The sequence below is a fragment of the Ruania zhangjianzhongii genome (genome assembly GCF_008000995.1).
GTDB lineage: Bacteria > Actinomycetota > Actinomycetes > Actinomycetales > Beutenbergiaceae > Ruania > Ruania zhangjianzhongii.
Genome location: NZ_CP042828.1, coordinates 2,833,126 through 2,855,124, shown reverse-complemented (window position 1 = coordinate 2,855,124; position 21,999 = coordinate 2,833,126). Strand labels below are relative to the sequence as shown.

The 21,999-nt window shown below is 70.0% G+C and carries 25 protein-coding genes and 1 pseudogene; 19 read left to right on the top strand and 7 right to left on the bottom strand.

What is annotated here, in order from left to right:
- The 3 genes from FU260_RS13315 to FU260_RS13305 are packed head-to-tail and all read right to left on the bottom strand — an operon-like array spanning position 1 to position 2,697.
- Positions 1-792 carry an ABC transporter ATP-binding protein gene (locus tag FU260_RS13315; RefSeq protein WP_147917501.1) on the bottom strand — a complete coding sequence of 264 codons (792 nt, stop codon included), beginning with the start codon at positions 790-792 and terminating at the stop codon, positions 1-3.
- The gene (locus FU260_RS13310; RefSeq protein WP_147917500.1) at positions 792-1,703 is read right to left on the bottom strand and encodes an ABC transporter permease; all 912 of its coding nucleotides are present in this window, start codon (positions 1,701-1,703) and stop codon (positions 792-794) included. Before FU260_RS13310 ends, FU260_RS13315 begins: the two co-directional genes overlap by 1 nt.
- A 10-nt stretch (positions 1,704-1,713) precedes the next feature.
- Positions 1,714-2,697, bottom strand: coding sequence for an ABC transporter substrate-binding protein (locus FU260_RS13305; protein WP_147917499.1), 984 nt, complete (start codon positions 2,695-2,697; stop codon positions 1,714-1,716).
- Positions 2,698-2,858: 161 nt separating this feature from the next.
- Between FU260_RS13305 and FU260_RS13300 the strand changes: the two genes are divergently transcribed.
- The 7 genes and pseudogenes from FU260_RS13300 (at position 2,859) to FU260_RS13270 (ending at position 9,133) form a co-directional block, all read left to right on the top strand.
- Positions 2,859-3,887 carry a siderophore-interacting protein gene (locus FU260_RS13300; RefSeq protein ID WP_147917498.1) on the top strand — a complete coding sequence of 343 codons (1,029 nt, stop codon included), beginning with the start codon at positions 2,859-2,861 and terminating at the stop codon, positions 3,885-3,887.
- A complete protein-coding gene (locus FU260_RS13295; RefSeq protein WP_235912341.1) occupies positions 3,884-4,969 on the top strand; it encodes a FecCD family ABC transporter permease in 1,086 nt (361 codons plus the stop codon). Before FU260_RS13300 ends, FU260_RS13295 begins: the two co-directional genes overlap by 4 nt.
- On the top strand, positions 4,966-6,003 hold the full coding sequence (locus tag FU260_RS13290; protein ID WP_147917497.1) for a FecCD family ABC transporter permease: 1,038 nt from the start codon (positions 4,966-4,968) through the stop codon (positions 6,001-6,003). Before FU260_RS13295 ends, FU260_RS13290 begins: the two co-directional genes overlap by 4 nt.
- Positions 6,000-6,813 (top strand): annotated as a pseudogene (locus FU260_RS13285) (ABC transporter ATP-binding protein). Before FU260_RS13290 ends, FU260_RS13285 begins: the two are co-directional and overlap by 4 nt.
- The gene (locus FU260_RS13280; RefSeq protein ID WP_147917496.1) at positions 6,814-7,830 is read left to right on the top strand and encodes an ABC transporter substrate-binding protein; all 1,017 of its coding nucleotides are present in this window, start codon (positions 6,814-6,816) and stop codon (positions 7,828-7,830) included.
- A gap of 69 nt (positions 7,831-7,899) precedes the next feature.
- Entirely contained in the window at positions 7,900-8,718 is an 819-nt protein-coding gene (locus FU260_RS13275) for a hypothetical protein (RefSeq protein ID WP_147917495.1), read from the top strand.
- Between the two features lie 82 nt (positions 8,719-8,800).
- Positions 8,801-9,133: a hypothetical protein gene (locus tag FU260_RS13270; RefSeq protein WP_147917494.1), complete on the top strand. Its 333-nt coding sequence runs from the start codon at positions 8,801-8,803 to the stop codon at positions 9,131-9,133.
- A 7-nt stretch (positions 9,134-9,140) separates the two neighbouring features.
- Here FU260_RS13270 and FU260_RS13265 read toward each other — a convergent pair whose 3' ends face one another.
- The 3 genes from FU260_RS13265 to FU260_RS13255 all read right to left on the bottom strand — a co-directional run bounded on the left by FU260_RS13265 (position 9,141) and on the right by FU260_RS13255 (position 10,329).
- Positions 9,141-9,353 (bottom strand): hypothetical protein, encoded by a 213-nt coding sequence (locus FU260_RS13265; protein WP_147917493.1) that lies wholly within the window; start codon positions 9,351-9,353, stop codon positions 9,141-9,143.
- Between the two features lie 76 nt (positions 9,354-9,429).
- Positions 9,430-10,017, bottom strand: a complete 588-nt coding sequence (locus tag FU260_RS13260) for a DUF4126 domain-containing protein (RefSeq protein ID WP_147917492.1) — start codon at positions 10,015-10,017, stop codon at positions 9,430-9,432.
- A gap of 3 nt (positions 10,018-10,020) precedes the next feature.
- Positions 10,021-10,329: an MTH1187 family thiamine-binding protein gene (locus tag FU260_RS13255; protein WP_147917491.1), complete on the bottom strand. Its 309-nt coding sequence runs from the start codon at positions 10,327-10,329 to the stop codon at positions 10,021-10,023.
- 66 nt (positions 10,330-10,395) lie between these two features.
- Between FU260_RS13255 and FU260_RS13250 the strand changes: the two genes are divergently transcribed.
- The 12 genes from FU260_RS13250 (at position 10,396) to FU260_RS13195 (ending at position 21,328) form a co-directional block, all read left to right on the top strand.
- A complete protein-coding gene (locus tag FU260_RS13250; protein WP_235912340.1) occupies positions 10,396-11,037 on the top strand; it encodes a CDP-alcohol phosphatidyltransferase family protein in 642 nt (213 codons plus the stop codon).
- Positions 11,034-11,894 carry a DUF881 domain-containing protein gene (locus tag FU260_RS13245; protein ID WP_147917490.1) on the top strand — a complete coding sequence of 287 codons (861 nt, stop codon included), beginning with the start codon at positions 11,034-11,036 and terminating at the stop codon, positions 11,892-11,894. The genes FU260_RS13250 and FU260_RS13245 overlap by 4 nt, the downstream gene beginning before the upstream one ends.
- Before the next feature lie 64 nt (positions 11,895-11,958).
- Positions 11,959-12,291, top strand: coding sequence for a small basic family protein (locus FU260_RS13240; protein ID WP_147917489.1), 333 nt, complete (start codon positions 11,959-11,961; stop codon positions 12,289-12,291).
- A complete protein-coding gene (locus tag FU260_RS13235; RefSeq protein ID WP_147917488.1) occupies positions 12,288-13,085 on the top strand; it encodes a DUF881 domain-containing protein in 798 nt (265 codons plus the stop codon). The genes FU260_RS13240 and FU260_RS13235 overlap by 4 nt, the downstream gene beginning before the upstream one ends.
- A gap of 184 nt (positions 13,086-13,269) precedes the next feature.
- Entirely contained in the window at positions 13,270-13,779 is a 510-nt protein-coding gene (locus FU260_RS13230) for an FHA domain-containing protein (protein WP_147917487.1), read from the top strand.
- Positions 13,776-14,549 carry a transcriptional regulator FtsR gene (gene ftsR / locus FU260_RS13225; protein ID WP_235912339.1) on the top strand — a complete coding sequence of 258 codons (774 nt, stop codon included), beginning with the start codon at positions 13,776-13,778 and terminating at the stop codon, positions 14,547-14,549. Before FU260_RS13230 ends, ftsR begins: the two co-directional genes overlap by 4 nt.
- A 52-nt stretch (positions 14,550-14,601) precedes the next feature.
- Positions 14,602-15,135 carry a bifunctional nuclease family protein gene (locus tag FU260_RS13220; RefSeq protein ID WP_210418082.1) on the top strand — a complete coding sequence of 178 codons (534 nt, stop codon included), beginning with the start codon at positions 14,602-14,604 and terminating at the stop codon, positions 15,133-15,135.
- 236 nt (positions 15,136-15,371) lie between these two features.
- Positions 15,372-15,947: a MerR family transcriptional regulator gene (locus FU260_RS13215; RefSeq protein WP_147919484.1), complete on the top strand. Its 576-nt coding sequence runs from the start codon at positions 15,372-15,374 to the stop codon at positions 15,945-15,947.
- A 114-nt stretch (positions 15,948-16,061) separates the two neighbouring features.
- Complete coding sequence (locus FU260_RS13210; protein ID WP_147917485.1) at positions 16,062-19,460, top strand: pyruvate carboxylase; 3,399 nt, start codon at positions 16,062-16,064, stop codon at positions 19,458-19,460.
- Between the two features lie 15 nt (positions 19,461-19,475).
- Positions 19,476-20,096 (top strand): L-threonylcarbamoyladenylate synthase, encoded by a 621-nt coding sequence (locus tag FU260_RS13205; protein WP_147917484.1) that lies wholly within the window; start codon positions 19,476-19,478, stop codon positions 20,094-20,096.
- Between the two features lie 82 nt (positions 20,097-20,178).
- Positions 20,179-20,706: a hypothetical protein gene (locus tag FU260_RS13200; protein ID WP_147917483.1), complete on the top strand. Its 528-nt coding sequence runs from the start codon at positions 20,179-20,181 to the stop codon at positions 20,704-20,706.
- Positions 20,707-20,737: 31 nt separating this feature from the next.
- Positions 20,738-21,328 carry a TetR/AcrR family transcriptional regulator gene (locus FU260_RS13195; protein WP_147917482.1) on the top strand — a complete coding sequence of 197 codons (591 nt, stop codon included), beginning with the start codon at positions 20,738-20,740 and terminating at the stop codon, positions 21,326-21,328.
- A 3-nt stretch (positions 21,329-21,331) separates the two neighbouring features.
- Here the strand turns inward: FU260_RS13195 and FU260_RS13190 are convergent, their stop codons facing one another.
- A complete protein-coding gene (locus FU260_RS13190; protein WP_147917481.1) occupies positions 21,332-21,934 on the bottom strand; it encodes a hypothetical protein in 603 nt (200 codons plus the stop codon).
- Positions 21,935-21,999 lie beyond the last annotated feature (65 nt).

Below are 21,999 nucleotides of genomic sequence, written 5' to 3'. Positions count from 1 at the left end.
TCACTGCAACAGCGTGCGGTCGTCCAGCTCGGCACCCTTGACCTGCTCGAAGGCGCCGAGCAGATCGGCCACAGTCGCGCGTTGCTTGCGCTCACCGGCGATGTCCACGACGATCCGACCCTCGTGCATCATGATCAGCCGGGTGCCGAGCCGCAACGCCTGCTCCATGTTGTGGGTGACCATCAACGTGGTCAGGTGGTGCCGCTCCACCGCCGCCGTGGTCAGACCGGCGACCAGCTCGGCGCGCTTGGGGTCCAGGGCTGCCGTGTGCTCGTCCAGGAGCAGGATCTTCGGCCGGGAGAAGGTGGCCATCAGCAGCGAGAGTGCCTGCCGCTGCCCGCCGGAGAGGAGACCGACAGTGGTCTTCAGCCGGTCCTCGAGGCCGAGCTCGAGCGAGGCAAGCTCGGCGCGGAACAGGTCCCGCTTGTGCGTGGTCACCCCGCGGCGCAGGCCGCGCCGCCGGCCACGCGCGTAGGCGATCGCCAGGTTCTCCTCGATGGTCATCGAGGGTGCGCTCCCGGCCATCGGGTCCTGGAACACCCGCCCGATGGTGCGGGCCCGGCGATAGTCCGGTGCCCGGGTGACATCGGCGCCGTCGATGCGCACGGTGCCACGATCTGTGCTCAGCGCTCCGGCGACGATGTTCAGCAGCGTCGACTTCCCGGCGCCGTTGGAGCCGATCACCGTGACGAACTCGGCAGGTTCCAGCCGCAGGGAGATCTCCCGCAGCGCCAGCCGCTCATTCACGGTGCCGGCGAAGAACGTCTTCGAGACGTCGGTCAGCTCGAGCATCAGCGGCCACCTCCACTGTGCTCCACTGCGGCCGAACGGCCCAGCGAGCGGAGCGTGGGTATCCGCCGCAGCGGGGACCAGCGGGGCAGGAGCAGCGCGATGATCACCAGTACTGCGGAGATGAGCTTCATGTCGTTCGGGTCCAGGCCCAGCTCCAGCGCCGCCTGGATCGCCACTCGGTAGAGCACGGAGCCGGCCAGCACGGCCGTGGTCGCCCAGAAGATCAGCCGGGACGGGATCAGGGCCTGGCCGACGATCACCGAGGCAAGGCCGGCGATGATCAGCCCGATCCCCATCGAGATATCGGCGAAGCCCTGGTACTGGGCCACCAGTGCCCCACACAGACCGACCAGGGCGTTGGAGAGTGCCAGCCCGATGATCTTGGTCCGGTCGGTGTTCACTCCGAAGCTGCGGATCATCCGCTCGTTGTCCCCGGTGGCCTGCAGCGCGAGGCCCTGGTCGGTGTGCAAGAACCAGTCCAGCACCAGCTTGACCACCAGCGCGATCGCTCCGAAGATCGCGACGGCGACCATGCTGCCGAGCAGTCCGGCGTCCCGCAACGGGGTGAGCAGGGTGTCCTCCCGCAGCAGCGGAAGGTTCGGTGCACCCATGATCCGCAAGTTGATCGAGTACAGGCCGATCTGGGTGAGGATCCCAGCCAGCAGCGGATTGATCCGACCCTTGGTGTGCAGCAGCCCGGTGATCGTGCCGGCCGCCAGCCCGGCGAGCGCACCGGCCAGCGTGGCCAGCCACGGAGAGGTCCCGCCGAGGATCAGCATCGCGGCCGTGCCACCCCCGGTGGTGAAGGAGCCGTCCACCGTCAGGTCGGGGAAATCCAGGATCCGGAAGGTCAGGTAGACCCCCAGTGCCATCAGGGCATAGAGGAGGCCCAGCTCCAGCGCACCGATCATCGCGGGCGCATCACTCGAAGACGGTGTCGGCGGAGTCGACCAGCTCGGTGGGCAGCTCCATCCCGATCCGTTCGGCGGCCGAGGAGTTCAAGATCAGCGAGAGCTCGCTGAGCGTCTCCACCGGCATCTCGGCCGGGTCGGCGCCCTCGGTGAGCACCTGCACCGCCATCTCACCGGTCTGGTAGCCCAGCTGTTCGTAGTCCAGTCCGTAGGTGGCCAGCGCACCGCGTTCGACGCTGTCCCCTTCGGAGGCGATCACCGGCAGCGACCGGGACTCGGCCACCTGCAGCAGTGCCTCGAGAGCGGAGACCACCGTATTGTCCGTCGGGACGTAGTACGCGTCCACATCCAGGGACTCGGCCGCCTGCTGCACCTCCGAGGAGTTGGTGACCGTGGCCTCCTGGACCTCCAGACCGAGCTCGTCGGCGGCTTCGCGGGCCAGGTCCACCTGGATCTGGGAGTTCACCTCACCGGCGCTGTAGACGATGCCCACGGACTGCGCGTCCGGGGCGATGTCGCCGAGCAGGCCGAGCTGCTCGTCCACCGGGTTGATATCCGAGGTGCCGGTGACGTTGCCGCCGGGAGCCTCCCAGCTGTCCACCAGTCCCGCCTCGACCGGATCGGTGACCGCGGTGATCAGGATCGGAACGTCGGTGATGGTCTGCACACTCGCCTGCGCGGTCGGTGTTGCGATGGCCAGGACCAGGTCCAGGTCATCGCCGGCGAAGGTGGTCGCGATCGAGGTGGCAGTGGACTGATCGCCCTGGGCGTTCTGCTCGTCGTAGCTGACCTCGAGCCCGGCATCGGCCAGTGCCTGCTTGAAACCTTCGCGCGCGGCGTCCAAGGACGGGTGCTCGACGATCTGGGTGATCCCGATGTCGTAACTCTGAGCGCCGCCGGCGTCATCGGTGGTGCCATCGCCACTGCAGGCGCTCAGGCCGAGGGTCACGGCCAGCGCGGTGGCGCCGAGCAGGGTCAGGGGAGTGCGCTTCATCGCTGGTCTTTCTCTTCGCGGGGACTCGCCCGAGGGTACAACCTCGACCGCCTAGTGAGCAGCCTCGTCTCAAGCTGCGACAGCGTGGCACACCTCACAACTGCGCCGATATAAGAAACACGGGCGTGACGTATCTACGCTCGGCGTGGTTCACTACAGCCATGGCCATCTCCACCCCTCAGTCCGTGGCCGGGCCGTCCGCAGACGCGCAGCCCGGTACCCCGGCCAAGGACGATCGCCCCGCCTACCGCCCGTTCGGGGCGACGGTGCGGTCGGTGCAGCAGCTCAGTCCGCACTTCACCCGGATCACCCTCACCGGCCCGCAGCTGCAGTTCTTCGGCACCGATGGCGACGACCAGCGGATCAAGCTGTTGTTCCCCAGTGCGCAGGGTCGGCTCACCGACGTCGGCGCCGATGACGAGGACGCGATCCGCCGCGGCACCTGGTACGAGGACTGGCGAGCACTGCCCGAGCAGGAGCGCAGCCCGATGCGGACCTACACCGTGCGCGCCGTGCGCCCGTGGCTGGCGGAGCTGGATGTGGACATGGTCGCCCACGGAGACGCCGGTCCGGCCTCCCGGTGGGTGCAGCGCGCCACAGCGGGCGAGCCACTGGTGGTCGTCGGCCCGGACGCTCGGTCCATCCACTCTGCCGGGGGACGGGACTGGGCGCCCGGTGCGGCCGAGGAGATGCTCCTCGCCGGCGACGAGACCGCCGCTCCGGCGATCTGCGCGATCCTGGAGGACCTCGAGCCCGGCCGCCGCGCGCACGCCTTCATCGAAGTGCCCACCCCCGCCGATTTCCTCGACGTCGATCTGCCCGAGGGCGTCGACCTCACCTGGCTCGCTCGGGAAGACCACCGGCACGGGCACGCCCTGGTGCCGGCGGTGCGGAAGTGGGCCGCCCGCCACCTGACCTCGATCGCTCCGGCGAAGGCGGTGGTGCCACAGTCCCTGGAGGACGTGGACGTCGATGCCCAGCTGCTCTGGGACTCCCCGGTGCTGCAGGTGCAGCCGACCGATGCCTGCGGTCGCGGGGAGCGCTGCGGTGGCGAGTTCTACGCCTGGTTCGCCGGTGAGGCCGCGATGATCAAGACGCTGCGCCGGTTCCTGGTCGCCGAGGTGGGCGTGTGCCGCCGCCGGGTGGCGTTCATGGGCTACTGGCGCCAGGGGCGCGCCGAAGGGCAGTGACGCTCGCACCGGCCGAGCGGTCCGCCCCGGATCTGACCGGGGCGTTGCTGCGTCCGGTGCGAGCCTCCCGATACGCCCGACGGCGCAGGGTCGCCGTGCTGCTCGGGGTCACCGTTCTCGTGCTCGCCGTAGTGGCGAGCCTCGCGATCGGTTCGCGGGAGATCGACCTCGGCACGCTCTGGCAGGCGCTGGTCAACCACCAGGTGGGTGACCACGGCCAGGACGTCGTGATCGACCAGCGGCTGCCCCGCACGCTGCTCGGCCTGCTCGTCGGGGGCTGCCTGGCCGCAGCCGGCGCCGTGATGCAGGGGATCACCCGGAACCCGCTCGCCGATCCCGGCCTGCTCGGTGTGAACGCCGGTGCCTCGCTGGCGGTGGTGCTGGCGATCACCTTCTTCGGCATCACCCGGCCGAGCGGCTTCATCTGGTTCGCTCTCGGCGGCGCCGCTATCGCCACTGTGGTGGTCTACCTGGTCGGCTCGTTTGCCCGGGACGGGGCCACCCCAGTCACGCTCGCCCTCGCCGGAACCGCAGTCACCGCCGGGGTCACCTCGGTGATCACGCTGATCCTGCTGTCCAGCACGTCCGCGGTGAACACCTATCGGTTCTGGTCGGTCGGGTCTCTCGCGGGCCGCGACGGCCCCGGCCACCTGGCCACCACCTGGGCGCTGGCTCCGTTCCTGCTGATCGGACTGGTGCTGGCCGTGGTGGCCACTCGCCAGCTCAATCTGGTCGCGATGGGCACGGAGCTGGCCCGCGGACTGGGCGTGCGGCTCGGCCTGACCCGGGTGATCTGTGCCGCTGCGGTCGTGCTGTTGGCCGGCACGGCGACGGCGCTCGCCGGCCCGATCGTCTTCGTCGGCCTGGTCGTGCCGCACCTGGCTCGGATGCTGGTCGGTCCGGACTACCGGTGGATCCTGGGCACCTCGCTGCTCTTCGGTCCGACGCTGCTGCTGACCGCCGATGTGATCGGCCGGGTGGTGATCCCACGGGATGAGCTGGAGGCCGGGCTGGTGGTGGCCGCCGTCGGAGCACCGGTGATGATCGCGATCATCCGCCGGGTTCGGCTGGTGCAGGTATGACTGCCGTGGACACTGGCGCGTCGCCGGTGCAGCAGCTCCGGGCCGGGGCGAGGTCCCGCTACCGGCTGGTGACCGGCGCCCTGGTGGCGATCCTGTTCGCCGTGGCGGCCCTCACCCTGCTCTGGGGAGTCGGCCTGGGCGAGGTCACCGAGCACGTGGCGTACCTGCTCGGCGCGGATGCTGATCGGTCCTTCGCCGTTCGGCTCCGGCTGCCCCGGTTGGTGATGGGAGTCGGCGTGGGGGTGGCGTTCGGGCTGTCCGGCGCCCTGTTCCAGACAGTGCTGCGGAACCCGTTGGCCAGCCCGGACATCATCGGCGTGACCGGCGGAGCCTCGCTCGCCGGCGCATGGGCAATCCTGTTCGCCGGTCTGACCGGCGCCTGGGTCTCGGTCGCAGCGTTCGCCGGAGCCGCCGTGGTGGCGGCCGCGATCCTGCTGCTCTCCTGGCGCGGGGAGCTGAGCGGCTACCGGTTCGTGCTGGTCGGCGTCGGGCTGGCATTCGTCTGCCAGTCCGGTATCGGCTACCTGGTGACCCGCAGCCAGGTGGAGGATGTGCGTTCCGCGCTGGTCTGGATGGTCGGCTCGATCGGCACCCCCGGATGGGGCTCGGTCGCGGTGCTCGCGCTCGGGCTGCTCGGGCTGCTCCCGCTGACCGGTTACGCGGGCTGGCGGCTGCGCGCGATGCAGCTCGGTGACGAGACCGCCGCAGGTCTCGGCCTGCGAGTGGGGCCCACGCGCGTGCTGATACTCACCCTCGGAGTGGCGCTGGCTGCTCTGGCTACCGCATTCGTGGGCCCGATCGCCTTTGTCGCGTTCATGTCCGCACCGATCGCCCGCCGTCTCCTGCCGGCCGCCGGCCCCACGCTGCTGCCGTCCGCGCTGGTCGGCGCCGTGGTGGTTCTCGGTGCCGAACTGGTCTGCGAACACCTGCTCACCGGGCTCGAGGTCCCGGTGGGGATCGTCACCGGCGTGATCGGTGCCCCCTACCTGCTCTGGCTGCTGGCCACCGGAACGATGCGAAGGAGCCCTCGATGAGCACCCAGCACGAACTGCGCGTCCAGCAGATCAGCCTGTCCTATGACACCCGTGCCGTGGTGACGGACCTGGACCTGACCGTGCCCCCGGGTGAGATCACCGTGATCGTTGGTGCCAACGGCTGCGGCAAGTCCACGCTGCTGCGCGGGATGGCCAGGCTGCTGAAGCCGGTCTCCGGGCAGGTGTTGCTGGACGGCGAGGCGATTCATCAACTTCCGGCCCGTCGGGTGGCCCAGCTGCTGGGCATCCTGCCGCAGTCACCGGTGGCACCGGAGTCGATCACCGTTGCCGACCTGGTGGCGCGGGGGCGCTACCCGCACCAGCAGTGGTTCCGGCAGTGGAGCGCCAAGGACGAGGCCGCCGTCGCCAGCGCGCTGGCCCGCACCGACACGCTGCACCTGGCCGACCGGGAGGTCGACTCCCTCTCCGGCGGGCAACGGCAGCGGGTCTGGGTCGCGATGGCCCTGGCCCAGGACACCGGCGTGCTGCTGCTGGACGAGCCGACCACGTTCCTGGACGTCAGCCACCAGTTGGACGTGCTCGATCTGCTCCGCGCGGTGAACGCCGAACGCGGCACCACTGTGGTCATGGTGCTGCACGACCTGAATCTGGCCGCACGCTACGCCGACCACCTGGTGGTGATGCAGCACGGGCGCGTGCTGGCCACCGGGGACCCCTGCAGAGGTGGTGACTCCCGCCGTCGTGCAGGAGGCGTTCACCCTGACCGCCCAGGTGATCGACGACCCCGTGACCGGAACACCGATGGTGGTTCCGGTCAGCCGTACCCGACGCACGACAGAGGAGATCTAAGTGAACCGACGCACCTTCGCCGCAGGCACCGCACTGGTGGCCTCCGCCGGCCTCCTGGTCGGTTGCGCCGGCGCCGAGGACGGCTCGGACGAGGAGCCCACCGGCGGCCAGGGCGACTGGACACCGGTGGAGATCGAGCACGCGTTCGGGAGCACGACGATCGACGCCGAACCCACCCAGGTGGTCACCCTCGGCTGGGGGGCGACGGAGGCGGCGCTGGCCCTCGGCGTCGCGCCGGTGGGTATCGAGGCGCAGACCTACGCCGTGGACGAGGAGGGTCTGCTGCCGTGGGTGGCCGAGGAGCTGGACGCCCAGGGCGTGGCCCCGACGATGATCCCGGCCACGGTGGAGGAGCCTGCCTATGAGGACATCGACGCCCTGGAGCCGGACCTGATCCTCGCCCCGTACTCGGGGATCACCGAGGACCAGTACGAGCTGCTCTCCGAGATCGCACCGACAGTGGCCTACCCGGACCAGGCGTGGACCACACCGTGGCGGGACGTGATCGACATCGTCGGACAGTCGCTCGGGCTGGCCGAGGAGGCCGAGGCACTGGTCTCAGACCTGGACGGCCAGCTCGCTGAGGCCGCCGAAGCCCACCCGGAGCTGGACGGGCTCACTGTGGCCGCAGTCTGGGACGTGGGCGGGACGTTCTACGTCTACAAGCCGGCCGATGCGCGGGTGGGATTCCTGCTGGACCTCGGCCTGGTCTCCGCACCGGCGGTGGAAGAGCTGGACACCGGCGGGGACACGTTCCTCTACGGGCTCTCCTACGAACAGACCGACCGCCTGGAGGCGGACCTCGTGGTGAACTACGCCTCCACGGACGAAGAAGTCGAAGCCTTCCTGGACCAGTCCTACGCACAGGCGATCCCCGCCGTCGCGACCGGAGCGGTGGCGAACGTGACCGGAGACCCGTTGATCGCGGCGATGTCCCCGCCGACGGCGCTATCGCTCACCTGGGGACTGCAGGACTACGTCGAGCTGCTCAGCGCGGCTGCGGCGAACGTGCCCTGAGCCTGCGTACGCTATCGGCGGGCCGGACGCCGGCCGCTCCGTGTTCGCACATACCGCAACTGAGGTGCCATGCTCCCGTTCTCGCCGGGCCCCGTGCCCACCACCGATGCCGAGCTGTCCCAGCGACTGACCGAGGGCCTCGTCCAGCTGTTGCGTCCGCGGGCGGCTGCGGGGGTGGCGGTCTCTGCCAGCGGTGCCACCGCCGAGCACATCGATGCCGTGAGCATCGACCTCAGCGGCGCCGAGATCGATCCGATACCCAGTGAGATACCGGCGGCCGGCGGAACCCCGGTGACAGTGGACCAGGTGAGCGTGCTCGCCGACCCGCTGACCGCGGGTGGCGTGCGCGCACAGGTGCGCGGTGAGCTGCGCCGAGTGCCGGCCGCGTGGGTGAGCGACGGAGCGGGGATCCTGTGGCTCGTACCGCAGCCCGGCGGTGGAGCTGGCGGTGGCCCCGATGGCGAGGTCTCGGTTGCTGCGCAGATAGCGGACCTGGAGGCGGGAGTGCTCGCCATCGGCGGGCCGATGCTCGCCGAGCGCGGGTTCACCCTGACCGGTGTGCAGCTCCAGGTGGAAGCGGCCGGCACCAGCCGGGCCGAGGTGCGCGTGCGCGCATCGGTGCGCCGCGGCATCCTCAGCGCGACCGTGGAGGGCCGCGGAACGGCCACGGTGGACGAAGCCCTGGTGCTCACCCTGACCGACCTGAGCGTCTCCAGTGCCAACCGGCTGGTGTCGATGGGGCTGGCGATGGTGGCTCGGCACCTGCAGGCCTGGGAGGGGCGGCGGATCGAGCTCGGCGGCTACCTGGTCGGGGGGCTGCGGGTCCACCAGGTCGCAGTGCGCAGTACCGGCGGGCAGGTGGCGATCAGCGCCCAGGTAGGGGAGTAGCCGAAGGATTCGCCGGCGCTGTGCAGTTGACGGCGGCGGTACCGCGGTCGATGCTGAGGAGAGCACCGACCGAGGAGGAACGATGCGCGGCGTGGGTCACGGCAAACACCGGGATCGGCACGAGGATGCCGATCGGCCCGGAGAGCAGGAGACACCGCCCGAACCCGGCGAGCCAGTCCCGCACTGGGAGGCGCACACAGCACGCGGCGGTTACCTGGGCGGCGCCTATCCGAGCAGCCCCCCGCCGGCGGAGGCACCGGCCAGCGGACCGGACGAGCAGAGCGCCGACCCGTACTACCAGCGTCCCGAGTACCCGACCGACCCGGGCGGGATCGCGCTACCGGATCTGACCGGCGAGGTGGACGAGGCGCCCCCGGACGAACGACCTGGCCCGCAAGAGCCTGCCGGCCGGTGACGCCACCTCAGCGTCGGCGCCGGCTCCACCAGGTGGCGACGAACGGCCAGGAGAAGGCCACGGCCGCACACAGCACGATGCTGCCGCCGAAGCCCAGGCCCATCCGGCGAGCGACGAGGTTGATGATCAGGATCAGCACCAGGGTGATGATCATCTGCCGCGTCCCCAGCCGCCAGAGCCGGCGATCGCGGCCGATCCGGCTGCGCTCGGGCTGGCTCATCTCGCCTCCTGGCAATCGTCGACTGGCACGATGGCCGTGTCCGACCGCCATCGGGGAGGAGGAACATCGGCGAACATCACGTCCTCAACCTATCTCGTCGGCGTCGTCGCTTGCGCACACCGACCAGCATCGCGACGGCGCCCACCACCGCGACCAGGACGAGCAGCGGCAGCAGCAGGGCCACGAGGGAGAGCGAGACCGAGAACACGTCCTCCACTGTGGAGGCCACCGGAGCCCCCACCCCGGCGGTGGAGAGGTTCACCCCTGCCCGCAGGCCGGCCTTGGCCAGGTGGGTGACCAGGGACAGCAGCACCCCGGCTACCACCGGCAGGACCGTGTCGGCATTGACGATCTGGTCGGTCGCGGTGATCGCCGCCTCACCCGCTGAGCTCCCCGCAGCGAACACGATGCCACCCGCGGTCGGTCGCACCACGGTCTGCAACAGGTCGTTGACATGGTCGATCGAGGGGACCTTGTCCGCCACGACCTCCACCAGCAGCAGGACCCCGAGCACGATCAGCGCCACATCAGTGCCGAGCCAGGCCCACTGGGACGGCAGGGCGACCAGGTCGGTGAACCGGCCGAGCAGCCCGACCAGCAGCAGCGGGACGTAGGCGTTCAGCCCAGCCGAGATCGCGAGCCCGCTTCCGGTGAGCAGCTCCACGGCTTAGTGCTCGCCCCCGCGCCGGTCCAGCTCGGTCTCGACGCGGGAGACCTTGCCGGTCAGCTCACCGGTGCGGCCCGGGCGAATGTCGGCCTTCATCACCAGCGAGACCCGGTGCCCGCGCGCGGTGAGGGTGTCGCTGGCGCGGCGGACGAGGTCGAAGACCTCGTCCCAGTCGCCTTCCACCGTGGTGAACATCGCGTCGAGCCGGTAGGGCAGACCGGACTCGCGCACGATGGCGACAGCGTCCGCCACAGCGTCGGTCACGGACTCCCCGGCACCCAGCGGCGCGATGGAGAAGGCGAGCAGCATGGTGCCAGTGTCCCAGATCGCGTTATCGCCTGGGACGGTGCCACCCCGATCGCATAGAGTCGCGGCGTGAGCTCGAGCCCTGACCCCGACCCAGACGGCCCTGCCGCCGAACCGGTCAGCGATCGTGTGCTCACCGTCCCGAACGTCATCTCCCTGATCCGCCTCCTGCTGGTGCCGGTGGTGGGCGTGCTGATCGTGCAGGGTCATCTGGTGGCGGCGTTCGTCGTGCTGATCGGGGCCGGCGCCAGCGACTGGCTCGATGGCGTGATCGCGAGGCGGTTCAACCAGACGTCCAAGCTGGGCCGGCTCCTGGATCCGTTCGCGGACCGGTTGTTCATCTTCGTGACCATCGTCGGACTGGCCTACCAGGAGATCATTCCCTGGTGGCTGGTGGCGGCGATCGTGGCTCGTGAGGTGGCAGTCGGGGCGAGCCTGCCGTACATGATGCGGCGCGGTTATACCGGGTTTCCGGTGCACGTGGCCGGTAAGGCCGGTACGTTCGCGCTGATGTATGCCTTCCCGTTGTTGCTGCTTGCGCATATCGACGGCGCGGTGGGGACGATCGCCTGGATCACCGGTTGGGCCGCCGCCCTCTGGGGTGTGTACCTGTACTGGGCCGCTGGGCTGATCTACCTGAACCAGTTCCGCCAGGTGGTGGCGTGGCACAGGAGACGGCTGGGCACAGGGGGCACCGGGAGTACCGCATGAGGTCGCAGCAGGCGCCGGGCGCGCTCCGGACCGCGACCGGCCGGCGGGTGGATGCCTCGATGACCCTGCTGAACGAGGTGATCGAGCGTCCCCTGGACCCGGGGTACGCGGCCGCGGCCGAGGACCGGCGAACCGGCCGAGCCAAACGACCGACGGTGGCCGGTCGGGCGCTGCAGTTCGCTCTGGCGGTGGTGCTCGGGCTCGTCTGCGTGTGGGCCGCTCGTGAGCTGCGGGTGCCCACCGGGGGAGTGACCAGTGCCTCCAGCGTGCTCGCTGATGAGCTGCGGGAGCGCTCCGCTGTGGGTGATGACCTGCTCGCCGAGAACGAGCAGCTGCGGGCCGAGATCACCGAGCTGCAGGGCGCGCTGCTCGGGCCGGAGGCGCAGGCACTGCTGGAAGAGACCGCGACGCTGGCCATCTGGGCCGGGACGGCGGCGGTACACGGGCCCGGTGTGCAGGTGACCATGGAGGACTCCGAACGCGCGGCCCAGGGCGAACCGGGCACGGAGAACGAACGCGTCCGTGACGGTGACGTCCAGATCGTGGTGAACGGGCTCTGGGCGGCCGGCGCCGAGGCGATCGCCGTCAATGGTCACCGACTCACCTCCCGCACGGCGATCCGCACGGCGGGCGATGCGATCCTGGTCGACCTGCAGCCGCTGGTCTCGCCGTACGTGATCTCAGCGATCGGTGATCCGGACGAGATGCGCACGGAGTTCGCCCGTACCACTGCGGCCGCTGCGCTGAACCTGCTCGCTTCGCAGTACTCGATCGCCTCGACGATCCAGACCGCCGAGGATCTGCAGCTGCCCGGCGGGTCGGGGGCGGCGTTGCGCTATGTGACCGAATCGTCATGATCGAGGGCCGAGCACGTCAGTGCCGACGTGCAAGACTGTGCTCTGACGGCGGAGGGAGAGTGCGATGATCGCCGTGGCCGGCCTGATCGTGGGGGTGGTGCTCGGCCTCATCCTGCAGCCTTCCGTCCCGGTCGACCTGCAGCCCTACCTGCCGATCGCGGTGGTCGCAGCACTGGACGCGTTGTTCGGCGCCGTACGCGCTCGGCTGGAGGACGTCTTCGACGAGCGGGTCTTCGTCACCTCGTTCCTGTTCAACGTGGTGATCGCCGCACTGTTGGTCTTCCTCGGTGACCAGCTGGGTGTCGGCTCCCAGCTCAGCACGGCCGTGGTGGTGGTGCTGGGGATCAGGATCTTCTCCAATGCGGCCTCGATCCGCCGGCATGTCTTCAAGGCATGAACGCCCGGCACTCCTCGAGCACTCCCGAACCCGCTGACGACGGCGGGGTCGAGAGGACGCGCACGCCCGGTGCAGAGCACGGTGAGGCGGGTCCGCCTCAGCCGGCCAACCGGCGCGGTAGCGGACGTTCGCTCCGGGCCCAGCTGCTGATCGCCCTGATGAGCGTGCTGCTCGGAATCGGGATCGTCGCGCAGGTGCGCCAGACCCAGGACGACGAGTTCGCTGCCCTCCGGCAGGACGACCTGGTGCGGCTGATGGACGAGGTGACCGAGCGCAACGAACAGCTCACCGAGGAACGCACCCAGCTGCGCCGCGACCTTGCCGCGCTCTCCTCCGGCTCGGGGGACCGCCAGGTGGCGGAGGACTATGCCCGCCTGCAGGCGATCCTGGCCGGCACCGTGCCGGTGGAGGGGTCCGGGATCGTGGTCACCGTGGAGGCAGGAGAGAACTCCGTGGATGCGCAGCGGATGGTGCACATGGTGGAGGAGATGCGCAACGCAGGCGCCGAAGCGATCGCGGTCTCCGGGCAGCGGCTGACCGCCTCGTCGGCGTTCGTGGACACAGTGGACGGGGTCGAGGTGGACGGACAGCTGGTCAGCTCACCGCAGGAGTGGCGAGTGATCGGCAGCCCGGAGACCCTCGCCGTGGCGCTGGACATCCCCGGCGGCGCGCTGGCGAGCATGCGCACCGCCGGTGCCACCGTCGAGCTGGTCGAGCGCGATCTGGTGCAGATCACCGCTGTGCGTGACGTGAGTGACCCGGAGTATGCAACGCCGACCGATCCTGAGGAGTGAGCAGGAACGACCCTCGATCTGCACCCGGCGGCGGCGTCGGACGTTTCTGCTCCGGGCCTGGACTGTCCGCAGTGGTTGTCGCGAACTAGAGTGGACCCGGTAGAGTCAACGATCCATACCCATCCGCCAAGCCCGGCACGGATGGCGAGACGCCGCAAGGCAGACAGATACGGGGAGGCGCGCTATGACAGCACCGGAAGATGAGACGAACCCGACGGGTCCGGACTCCACCCCCGGCAGCCCAGCGCCCCACACCACGGCAGCCCTGGGCCGGATCACCCCAGCCGACTACGAGGAGCTGGCTCCGGGCTCGATCGACGCCAGCGACCGCACTGCGGTCGAGGCGCTGCCCCCGCACTCGGCACTACTGATCGTCCAGCACGGGCCGAACGCCGGAGCCCGGTTCCTTCTGGACGCCCCCCGGGTGACCTCCGGCCGCGACCCGGCCGCCGACATCTTCCTCGATGACGTCACGGTCTCCCGCAAGCACGCCGAGTTCGTCGGCGAGGCCGGGCAGTTCACCGTCCGGGACATCGGCAGCCTGAACGGCACCTACGTGAACAGGTCCCGGATCGACGACGCCGTGCTGCACGCTGGCGACGAGGTACAGATCGGCAAGTATCGATTGACGTTCCACCCCAGTCCACGCCGTGGTGAGGACTCGGCGGCCTCGGCCCCATCCTCCGAACAGTGAGCCAGGCCGGAGCCGCCGCCCGAGGGGAGCAGCCCTCCGGGGACGAAGAAGAGTCCGCGTGGCCGTTCGGGGTCTCCCGGACCCCGACGATGACGATCGGCTCCGCACTGAGCATCCTGCAACGGGAGTTCCCGGCGGTCCGGGTGTCGAAGATCCGGTTCCTGGAGGACCAAGGCCTGGTCAGCCCGCACCGAACCCCGTCCGGGTACCGCACCTACTCCCAGGCCGACGTCGAACGGCTGCGGTTCTGCCTCGCGGCGCAGCGGGACTCGTTCCTGCCGTGGAAAGTGGTCCGGGAGCGGCTCGCCGAGCTGGACCAGGGCGGCCCGGACGTCCCGGCACCCGGTGCGCGGGTGGTCACCGAGGACGGCGACCTGGTCACCACAGACACGCCCTCCCGGCTCACCGCCGACCAGGTGGCCGAACGTGCCGGCTGCGAGGCCTCGGCGGTGGATGCGCTTACCCGCGGCGGGCTGCTGACTGCCGATGCCGGCGGGAAGTATCCGCCGGTCGCGGTGGAGATCGCCACCCTGGCCGGCCAGCTTGCCGAGCACGGCATCGACCACCGGCACCTGCGGACGGTGCGCACTGCTGCCGATCGGCAGGTCGACCTGATCGAGCAGATCGTTGCCCCGGTCCGGTCCCAGCGCAGCGGTCCGTCGGCCAGTGGAGCGCGTGCTCGTTCCCATGCGCTGGGCAGTGAGCTGGCGAAGACCTTCACCGCTCTGCACACGGCGCTGCTGCGTTCGGCGGTCGACCGGCTGGAGTAGTGCACCCGTCGCATTCTCCTCGTGCGCGGCGTAGCGTGGAGGGGTGCGAAGGATGGGTGTGCTTGGCGTACGTGTCCGGCTGAACGCGCCGGAGCACGAGGTGCTCGTCGTGCTCACCGAGTCCGACGGCGAGCTGTCCCTGCCGATCGTGATCGGACCGCATGAGGGGGTCGCCATCGCGACGGCGCAGGCCGGGATGAGTCTGCCCCGGCCGGGTCCGCACGATCTGCTGCTGAACTGCCTGGGCGCAGCGGGGGTGGACCTGGTCCAGGTGAGCATCATCGAGCTCCGGGAGGGCACGTTCATCGCCGAGCTGGTGCTCTCCAACGGTCAGCGCGTGGACGCGCGCGCCTCAGATGCGATCGCGCTGGCGTTGCGCGCCCAGGTGGGGGTGTGGTGCGCCGAGCCGGTGCTCCAGGCCGCCGCGGTGGTGCTGGACGTGGACGAGGACGATCACGCACACGTGCGGATGGTCTCGGAGATGGGAGCGGCCGAGGCGGAGGAACGGGTGGCGGAATTTCGCGAGTTCCTCGACTCCGTCGAGCCGGAGGACTTCTCCGACCAGGGCGAACCAGGACAGCCCTGAAGAATCCTGGAGACCATGCGGAAAACTTCGCTCACCTCAACCTGAGGTTGAGACTCAGACTCGCCCAGCCGCGACACGCCGACACGCATTCGGCCGCATGTCGTTGACCCACCCCGCCGGCCCCTCTAACGTCAGGGGTGTCCGGGGCGAGATGGTTCGGACGGATAGCGGCCTGGAAGGCACCACGAGTACAGTGTGCTCAGACGTGGTAGAAGAACGGAGAAGGCGTGAGCGGCATCGACGCGCAGACGGGCGCCACCCCCTCGACCCCGCAGCGGGCGCAGGGGTTGCTGTTCGGTGACACTCTGCCGGACCTGGACGAGGACACTGGGTACCGTGGACCGACCGCCTGCCGTGCTGCAGGCATCACCTACCGGCAGCTCGACTACTGGGCCCGCACCGGGCTGGTGGAGCCGAGCATCCGGCCCGCCACCGGTTCGGGCACCCAGCGGCTGTACAGCTTTCGGGATGTGCTGGTGCTCAAGGTGGTCAAGCGACTGCTGGACACTGGCGTCTCGCTGCAGCAGATCCGTACCGCGGTCCTGCACCTGCGTGAGCGCGGAGTGGACGACCTCGCCCAGATCACGCTGATGAGCGACGGTGCCAGCGTGTACGAGTGCACGTCCGCCGACGAGGTCTTCGACCTGGTGCAGGGCGGTCAGGGCGTGTTCGGCATCGCCGTCGGGCGGGTGTGGCGCGAGGTGGAGAACAACCTTGCCGAGTTCCCGACCGAGCGCGCTGGTGACGACGGGCCCGTGGACGTCGCCGGTGACGAGCTGGCCAAGCGTCGCGCTGCCCGACAGACCGGCTGAGGTGTAGTTCCCGGCAGTTGTGATCCCGGTCACCGCTGCGATGAGATGGTGCTGCAGGCCGTGACCTAGGGCCGATACGCTGCTCGGCGTCTCGCCGCCGACCCTAGGGGAGCCATGTTCGCGAAAGTACTGGTCGCTAACCGTGCCGAGATCGCGGTGCGCGCCTTCCGGGCCGCCTACGAGCTGGGCGGGCGGACCGTTGCGGTGTTCCCGCACGAGGACCGGAGCTCTGAGCACCGGCTGAAGGCCGACGAGGCTTACCTCATCGGTGAGGACGGGCACCCGGTCCGGGCCTACCTGGACATCGACGAGATCCTCCGCGTCGCCCGGGAGTCCGGCGCGGACGCGATCTACCCCGGGTACGGGTTCCTCTCCGAACAGCCCGAGCTGGCCCGCGCGGCGGCCGAGGCCGGGATCACCTTCATCGGTCCACCGGCCGAGGTGCTGGAGATGGCCGGCAACAAAGTGGCAGCCTTGCAGGCCGCCCGCGAGGCCGGCCTGCCGGTGCTGCCCTCGAGTGCGCCGTCTGCCGATCCGGACGAGCTGCTGGCGGCTGCCGATCAAGTCGGTTTCCCGCTGTTCGTCAAGGCGGTGGCCGGGGGCGGCGGCCGGGGGATGCGCCGGGTAGCCGGACCGGACGACCTCGCCGATGCGCTGGCTGCGGCGATGCGCGAGGCGGACACCGCCTTCGGCGACCCGACCGTGTTCCTGGAGCGGGCCGTGCTGCGTCCGCGGCACATCGAGGTGCAGATCCTCGCCGACAGCCACGGCGACGTGGTGCACCTGTTCGAGCGGGACTGCTCCCTGCAGCGCCGGCACCAGAAGGTCATCGAGATGGCGCCGGCCCCACATCTGGACCCGCAGACCCGGGCGGCTCTGTGTGCGGACGCGGTGAAGTTCGCCCGGGCGATCGGCTACCAGAACGCCGGCACGGTCGAGTTCCTCGTGGACACCGAGGGTGAGCGGGCCGGGCAGCACGTGTTCATCGAGATGAACCCGAGGATCCAGGTCGAGCACACGGTCACCGAGGAGATCACGGACGTCGATCTGGTCTCGGCGCAGATGCGCATCGCTGCCGGTGCGAGCCTGGCCGAGCTCGGTATCCGCCAGGATGAGCTGCGGGTGAACGGGTACGCGCTGCAGTGCCGGATCACGACTGAGGACCCGGCGAACGGGTTCCGCCCGGACACCGGCCGGATCACTGCCTACCGCTCACCCGGGGGAGCCGGGGTGCGGCTGGACGGGGCCACGGCGCACGCCGGTGCAGACATCACCGGCCACTTCGACTCGATGTTGGTCAAGCTCACCTGCCGCGGCTCGCAGTTCCCGATCGCCGTGCGCCGGGCGCGCCGGGCGCTGGCGGAGTTCCGGATCCGTGGAGTGCGCACCAATATCCCGTTCTTGCAGGCGGTACTGGAGGACGAGGATTTCCTGCGCGGCGACGTGGCGACGTCCTTCATCGAGGAGCGACCCGAACTGCTCACCCCGCGGGAGAGCGCCGACCGGGGCACCAAGCTGCTCACCTACCTGGCGCACGTGACCGTGAACGCCCCCTACGGGCCACGACCCGAGCACCTGATCGCCCCGGCGACCAAGCTCACCGAGTCCGAGAGCGGCACCGAGCCGGCTCCCGGCACCCGCCAGCAGATCGCTGAGCTCGGTGCGGAAGCCTTCGCCCGCCGGCTGCGCGAGCAGACGCCGGTGGCCCTGACCGACACCACGTTCCGGGACGCCCACCAGTCCTTGCTGGCCACCCGGGTGCGCAGCACGGATCTGCTCGCCGTGGCGCCCCAGGTGTCCCGGACGCTACCGGGGCTGCTCTCGTTGGAGGCGTGGGGCGGAGCCACCTACGACGTGGCACTGCGGTTCCTCGGCGAGGACCCGTGGCAGCGGCTGGAGCGGCTGCGTGAGGCTGCCCCGAACCTGGCCCTGCAGATGCTGCTGCGCGGCCGGAACACGGTCGGCTACACGCCGTACCCGACCCAGGTGACCGACGCGTTCGTCGCCGAGGCGGCCCGCACCGGGGTGGACCTGTTCCGGATCTTCGACGCACTCAACGATGTGGACCAGATGCGCCCGGCGATCGACGCCGTGCGCGGGACGCACGCCGTCGCCGAGGTGGCCCTGTGCTACACCGGCAATCTCACCGATCCGGGTGAACGGGTGTACACCCTGGACTACTACCTGCGGCTGGCCGAGCAGATCGTGGCTGCCGGTGCGCACCTGCTCGCTATCAAGGACATGGCCGGGCTGCTCCGGCCACCGGCAGCGCGCACACTGGTGACCGCGCTGCGGGAGCGGTTCGATGTGCCGGTCCACCTGCACACCCATGACACCGCGGGCGGCCAGCTGGCCACGCTGATCGCGGCGATCGAAGCCGGGGTGGACGCCGTCGACGTGGCCAGTGCGCCGCTGGGCGGGACCACCAGCCAGGTGCCGGCCTCGGCGTTGGTCGCGGCCCTGGAGCACACCGACCGCGCTCCCGAGGTGAGCCTGTCCGCCGTCACCGACCTGGAACCGTACTGGGAGGCGGTCCGCAGCCTCTACGGTCCGTTCGAGACCGGGCTGCGGGCGCCCACCGGGCGGGTCTACCACCACGAGATCCCCGGCGGGCAGCTGTCCAACCTGCGCCAGCAGGCGATTGCCCTCGGTCTGGGCGAGAAGTTCGAGCAGATCGAAGCGATGTATGCCGCCGCGGACCGGATCCTCGGCCACCTGGTGAAGGTGACGCCCTCGTCCAAGGTGGTCGGCGACCTGGCCCTCCAGCTGGTGGCCACCGGTGCCGACCCTGCCGAGTTCGAGGCCGACCCCGGCTCGTTCGATATCCCCGACTCGGTGATCGCCTTCTTGCACGGTGAGCTCGGCGTGCCGCCGGCCGGCTGGCCGGAGCCGTTCCGCACCAAGGCACTCGCCGGGCGCGGTCCGCGTCGGGAGATGACCGCGCTCACCGAAGAGGATCAGACCGAGCTGGCGGCGGGCCGCAGCCGACGCCGCGAACGGTTGAACGCCCTGCTCTTCCCGGGCCCGGCGAAAGAGTTCACCGAGCTCCGCCGCGAGTACGGCGACATCTCGGTGATCGACACCCTCGACTACCTCTACGGGCTGCAGTCCGGGGAAGAGGTGACGGTGACGCTGGAGCGTGGTGTCCGGCTGCTGATCGGGCTGGAGGCGATCTCCGAACCAGACGAGCGCGGTGTGCGCACGGTGATGGCCACGCTGAACAACCATTTGCGCCCGGTCCAGGTGCGCGATGAGTCCGCAGCGGTGACGGTGGCCGAGGCCGAGCGCGCCGATCCCTCGGTTCCCGGGCACATCGGCGCACCGTTCGCCGGCTCGGTCACCCCGGTGGTCGGCGAAGGCGATGAGGTCTCGGCCGGGCAGACCGTGGCGACGATCGAGGCGATGAAGATGGAGGCGGCCATCACGTCCTCCGTCGCCGGCACGGTCCGCCGGGTGGTCTCGCCGACCGCACGGGCGGTCGACGGCGGAGATCTGGTGCTCGTCGTCGGCTGAGGGGAGGATGGGCCCATGGCTCGCTACTTCGATGTTCACCCGGTCAACCCGCAGCCTCGATCGATCCGTCAGGTGGCGGATCTGATTCGGGACGGCGGGCTGGTCGCCTATCCCACGGACTCCTGCTATGCCCTCGGGGCTCAGCTGGGCAACCAGGATGCCAAGGACCGGATCCTGCGCCTGCGCGGTCTGGACGAACGGCACGACTTCACCCTGATCTGCGCCGACTTCGCCCAGCTCGGGCAGTTCGTGCACGTGGACAACGCCGTGTTCCGTGCGGTGAAGGCCGCCACTCCGGGCTCCTACACCTTCATCCTGCCGGCCACCAAAGAGGTGCCCCGCCGGCTGCTGCACCCGAAGAAGAAGACCGTCGGCGTGCGCATCCCCGATCATCCGGTGGTGCATACTCTGCTCGCTGAGCTCGGTGAGCCGATCCTGTCCAGCACGTTGTTGTTGCCGGGTGAGGAGGTCCCGATGACCGACGGCTGGCAGATCAAGGAGGAGCTCGACCACCAGCTGGATGCGGTAGTCGATGCGGGGGAGTGCGGTGACGTACCCACCACTGTGGTGGATCTCTCTGCCGGTTATGCCGAGATCGCCCGCTACGGCGCCGGCGACCCGGAGCCGTTCGAGTAAGAGCTTGAGGACCGTGCCGTCGCGCTTCTGCAGAAGCGTTCAGCCTTGACGGTGCTAGTACGAGTGTGCCACCTTAGACGTGATGGAAGCACAGGTGTACCACCATAAGTCTGACCACCGAGCGAGCGACGACACGGCATCAGCTCTGCGACCGCCGACACCACTGAAGTGGGTCTTCGCCGGTGTGGTCGGGGGAGTGGTGCTCCTCATCGGGCTGCCGCTCGCGATGTGGTTGGGCAGGGACGGTTTCCTCACCGACTCGATCCTGGCGCAGGACCCGGGCCTGACCGAGAAGCAGCTGGAGTTTGCAGTCTGGGCCTCGATCCTCTACGCCGCGGTGCTGCACGCTGTTGACGTCGTGGTGACCATCTGGCTGATGGTCAAGGTCTGGAAGGGGCGGCAGTGGGCCCGGATCGCGATGACCGTCTACCTGGTGATTGCCACCGGCGGCAGCCTGTACTCCGCGGCGATGGGGGACTCCTACCTGATCGCAGTGATTCCCACCGATGCGCTGCACCTGATGATGCTGGTGCTGCTCTGGGTGCCCCGGTCCGTTCGCGAGTTCTTCTCTGCTCACCAGCGGCAACGATCGACGGCGCAAGGCCGGTGAGGGCTGTGCCCGCACCTCGGCAGGGGGTAGCGTGCCCCGGCTGATCGATCACGATGAACGTCGGCAGGCCTTCGCGGAGGCGACCTGGCGGGTGATCCTGCGCGACGGCGTCGGGAAGGTGTCGGTACGTACGGTCGCCGCCGAGGCCGGTCACTCGGCCGGCTCGCTCCGGCACGTCTTCGCCAGCCAGAGTGAGCTGCTGGTCTTCGCGCTGCAGCTCGTGGTGGACCGCGCGGAGGAGCGGGTGGATTCCCTCCGAGAGGTGCCCGGTCCGTTCGAACGCGTGCAAGCCGTGGCCGCACAGCTGCTGCCGCTGGACGCCCAGCGGCGCGCGGAGATGGAGGTCTACCTCGCGCTGTTCACCGCAGCGAACGCCGATGCCGATCTGCGCCCGGCCCGCGATGTGGCACACCAGAGCGTGCTGGCCGGCTGCCGGTGGATGATCGAGCAGCTCGACGCTGGTGGGCTCCTCGCCGGCGGGGCGGACCACGAGGTGGAGGCACGTCGGCTGCATGCGCTCATCGACGGGCTCGCCGCACACCTGATCTACGAGGCCGGCGATGCCGATCCCGGCTGGGCACACGAGGTGCTGCTCCGGCACCTGGCCTCCCTGCGCGGCTGAGCGTCAGGGGTCAGCCGCGGTACCCGGTGCTACGTGGGCGAGAGCACGGGCCCACACGATGCGCAGCTCGAGTCGTCCGTGCGGCAACCGGGACGCGGGGATCATCTCGATCCGCGCCCGAGGAAGGCGCTGACGATGCCAGCTGGCCTCGGCATTCGCTGCCGCGGGATCGCGCTGGCCGTTGATCAGCAGGGTTCGCGTGGTCAGCGTCCCGAGCAGCTCCTCGAGGCGTTCGCGTTCGGGGCCAACACCGGGCACCGGGGCCGAGATCAGCACGAGGCGGTCCACCCGGTCGGCGAGCCGATGCGCGAGCAGAACGCCCGACGCGGCAGCGTCGCCGACCGCGATGAGGCCGAGCGATCCGTGCGGGACGCGGTCGTCGACGGCGGGCAGGGGCCCATCGAGGGCGGGCTGCGCGGGCCACGGGGTCGGCTGCCCAGACGCCGGGACCGTGGCGAACCCCAGTACCGTGACGTTCCGCCGGGCCGTGACCGCCGGATCGGGATCCGCCAGCCGGTCGCCGCTGCCCGGGAGCAGCAGTACCGTGCGTTCGGCGGTGGGGTTCCCGAACGTGACGGTGGCCGGCGGATCCGGTGGTGAGGACATCGCAGGCGATTCTTGCAGGTCGGTGAAGGCAGCACCGGGAGAATGGTCGTGGACGACCCACCGAT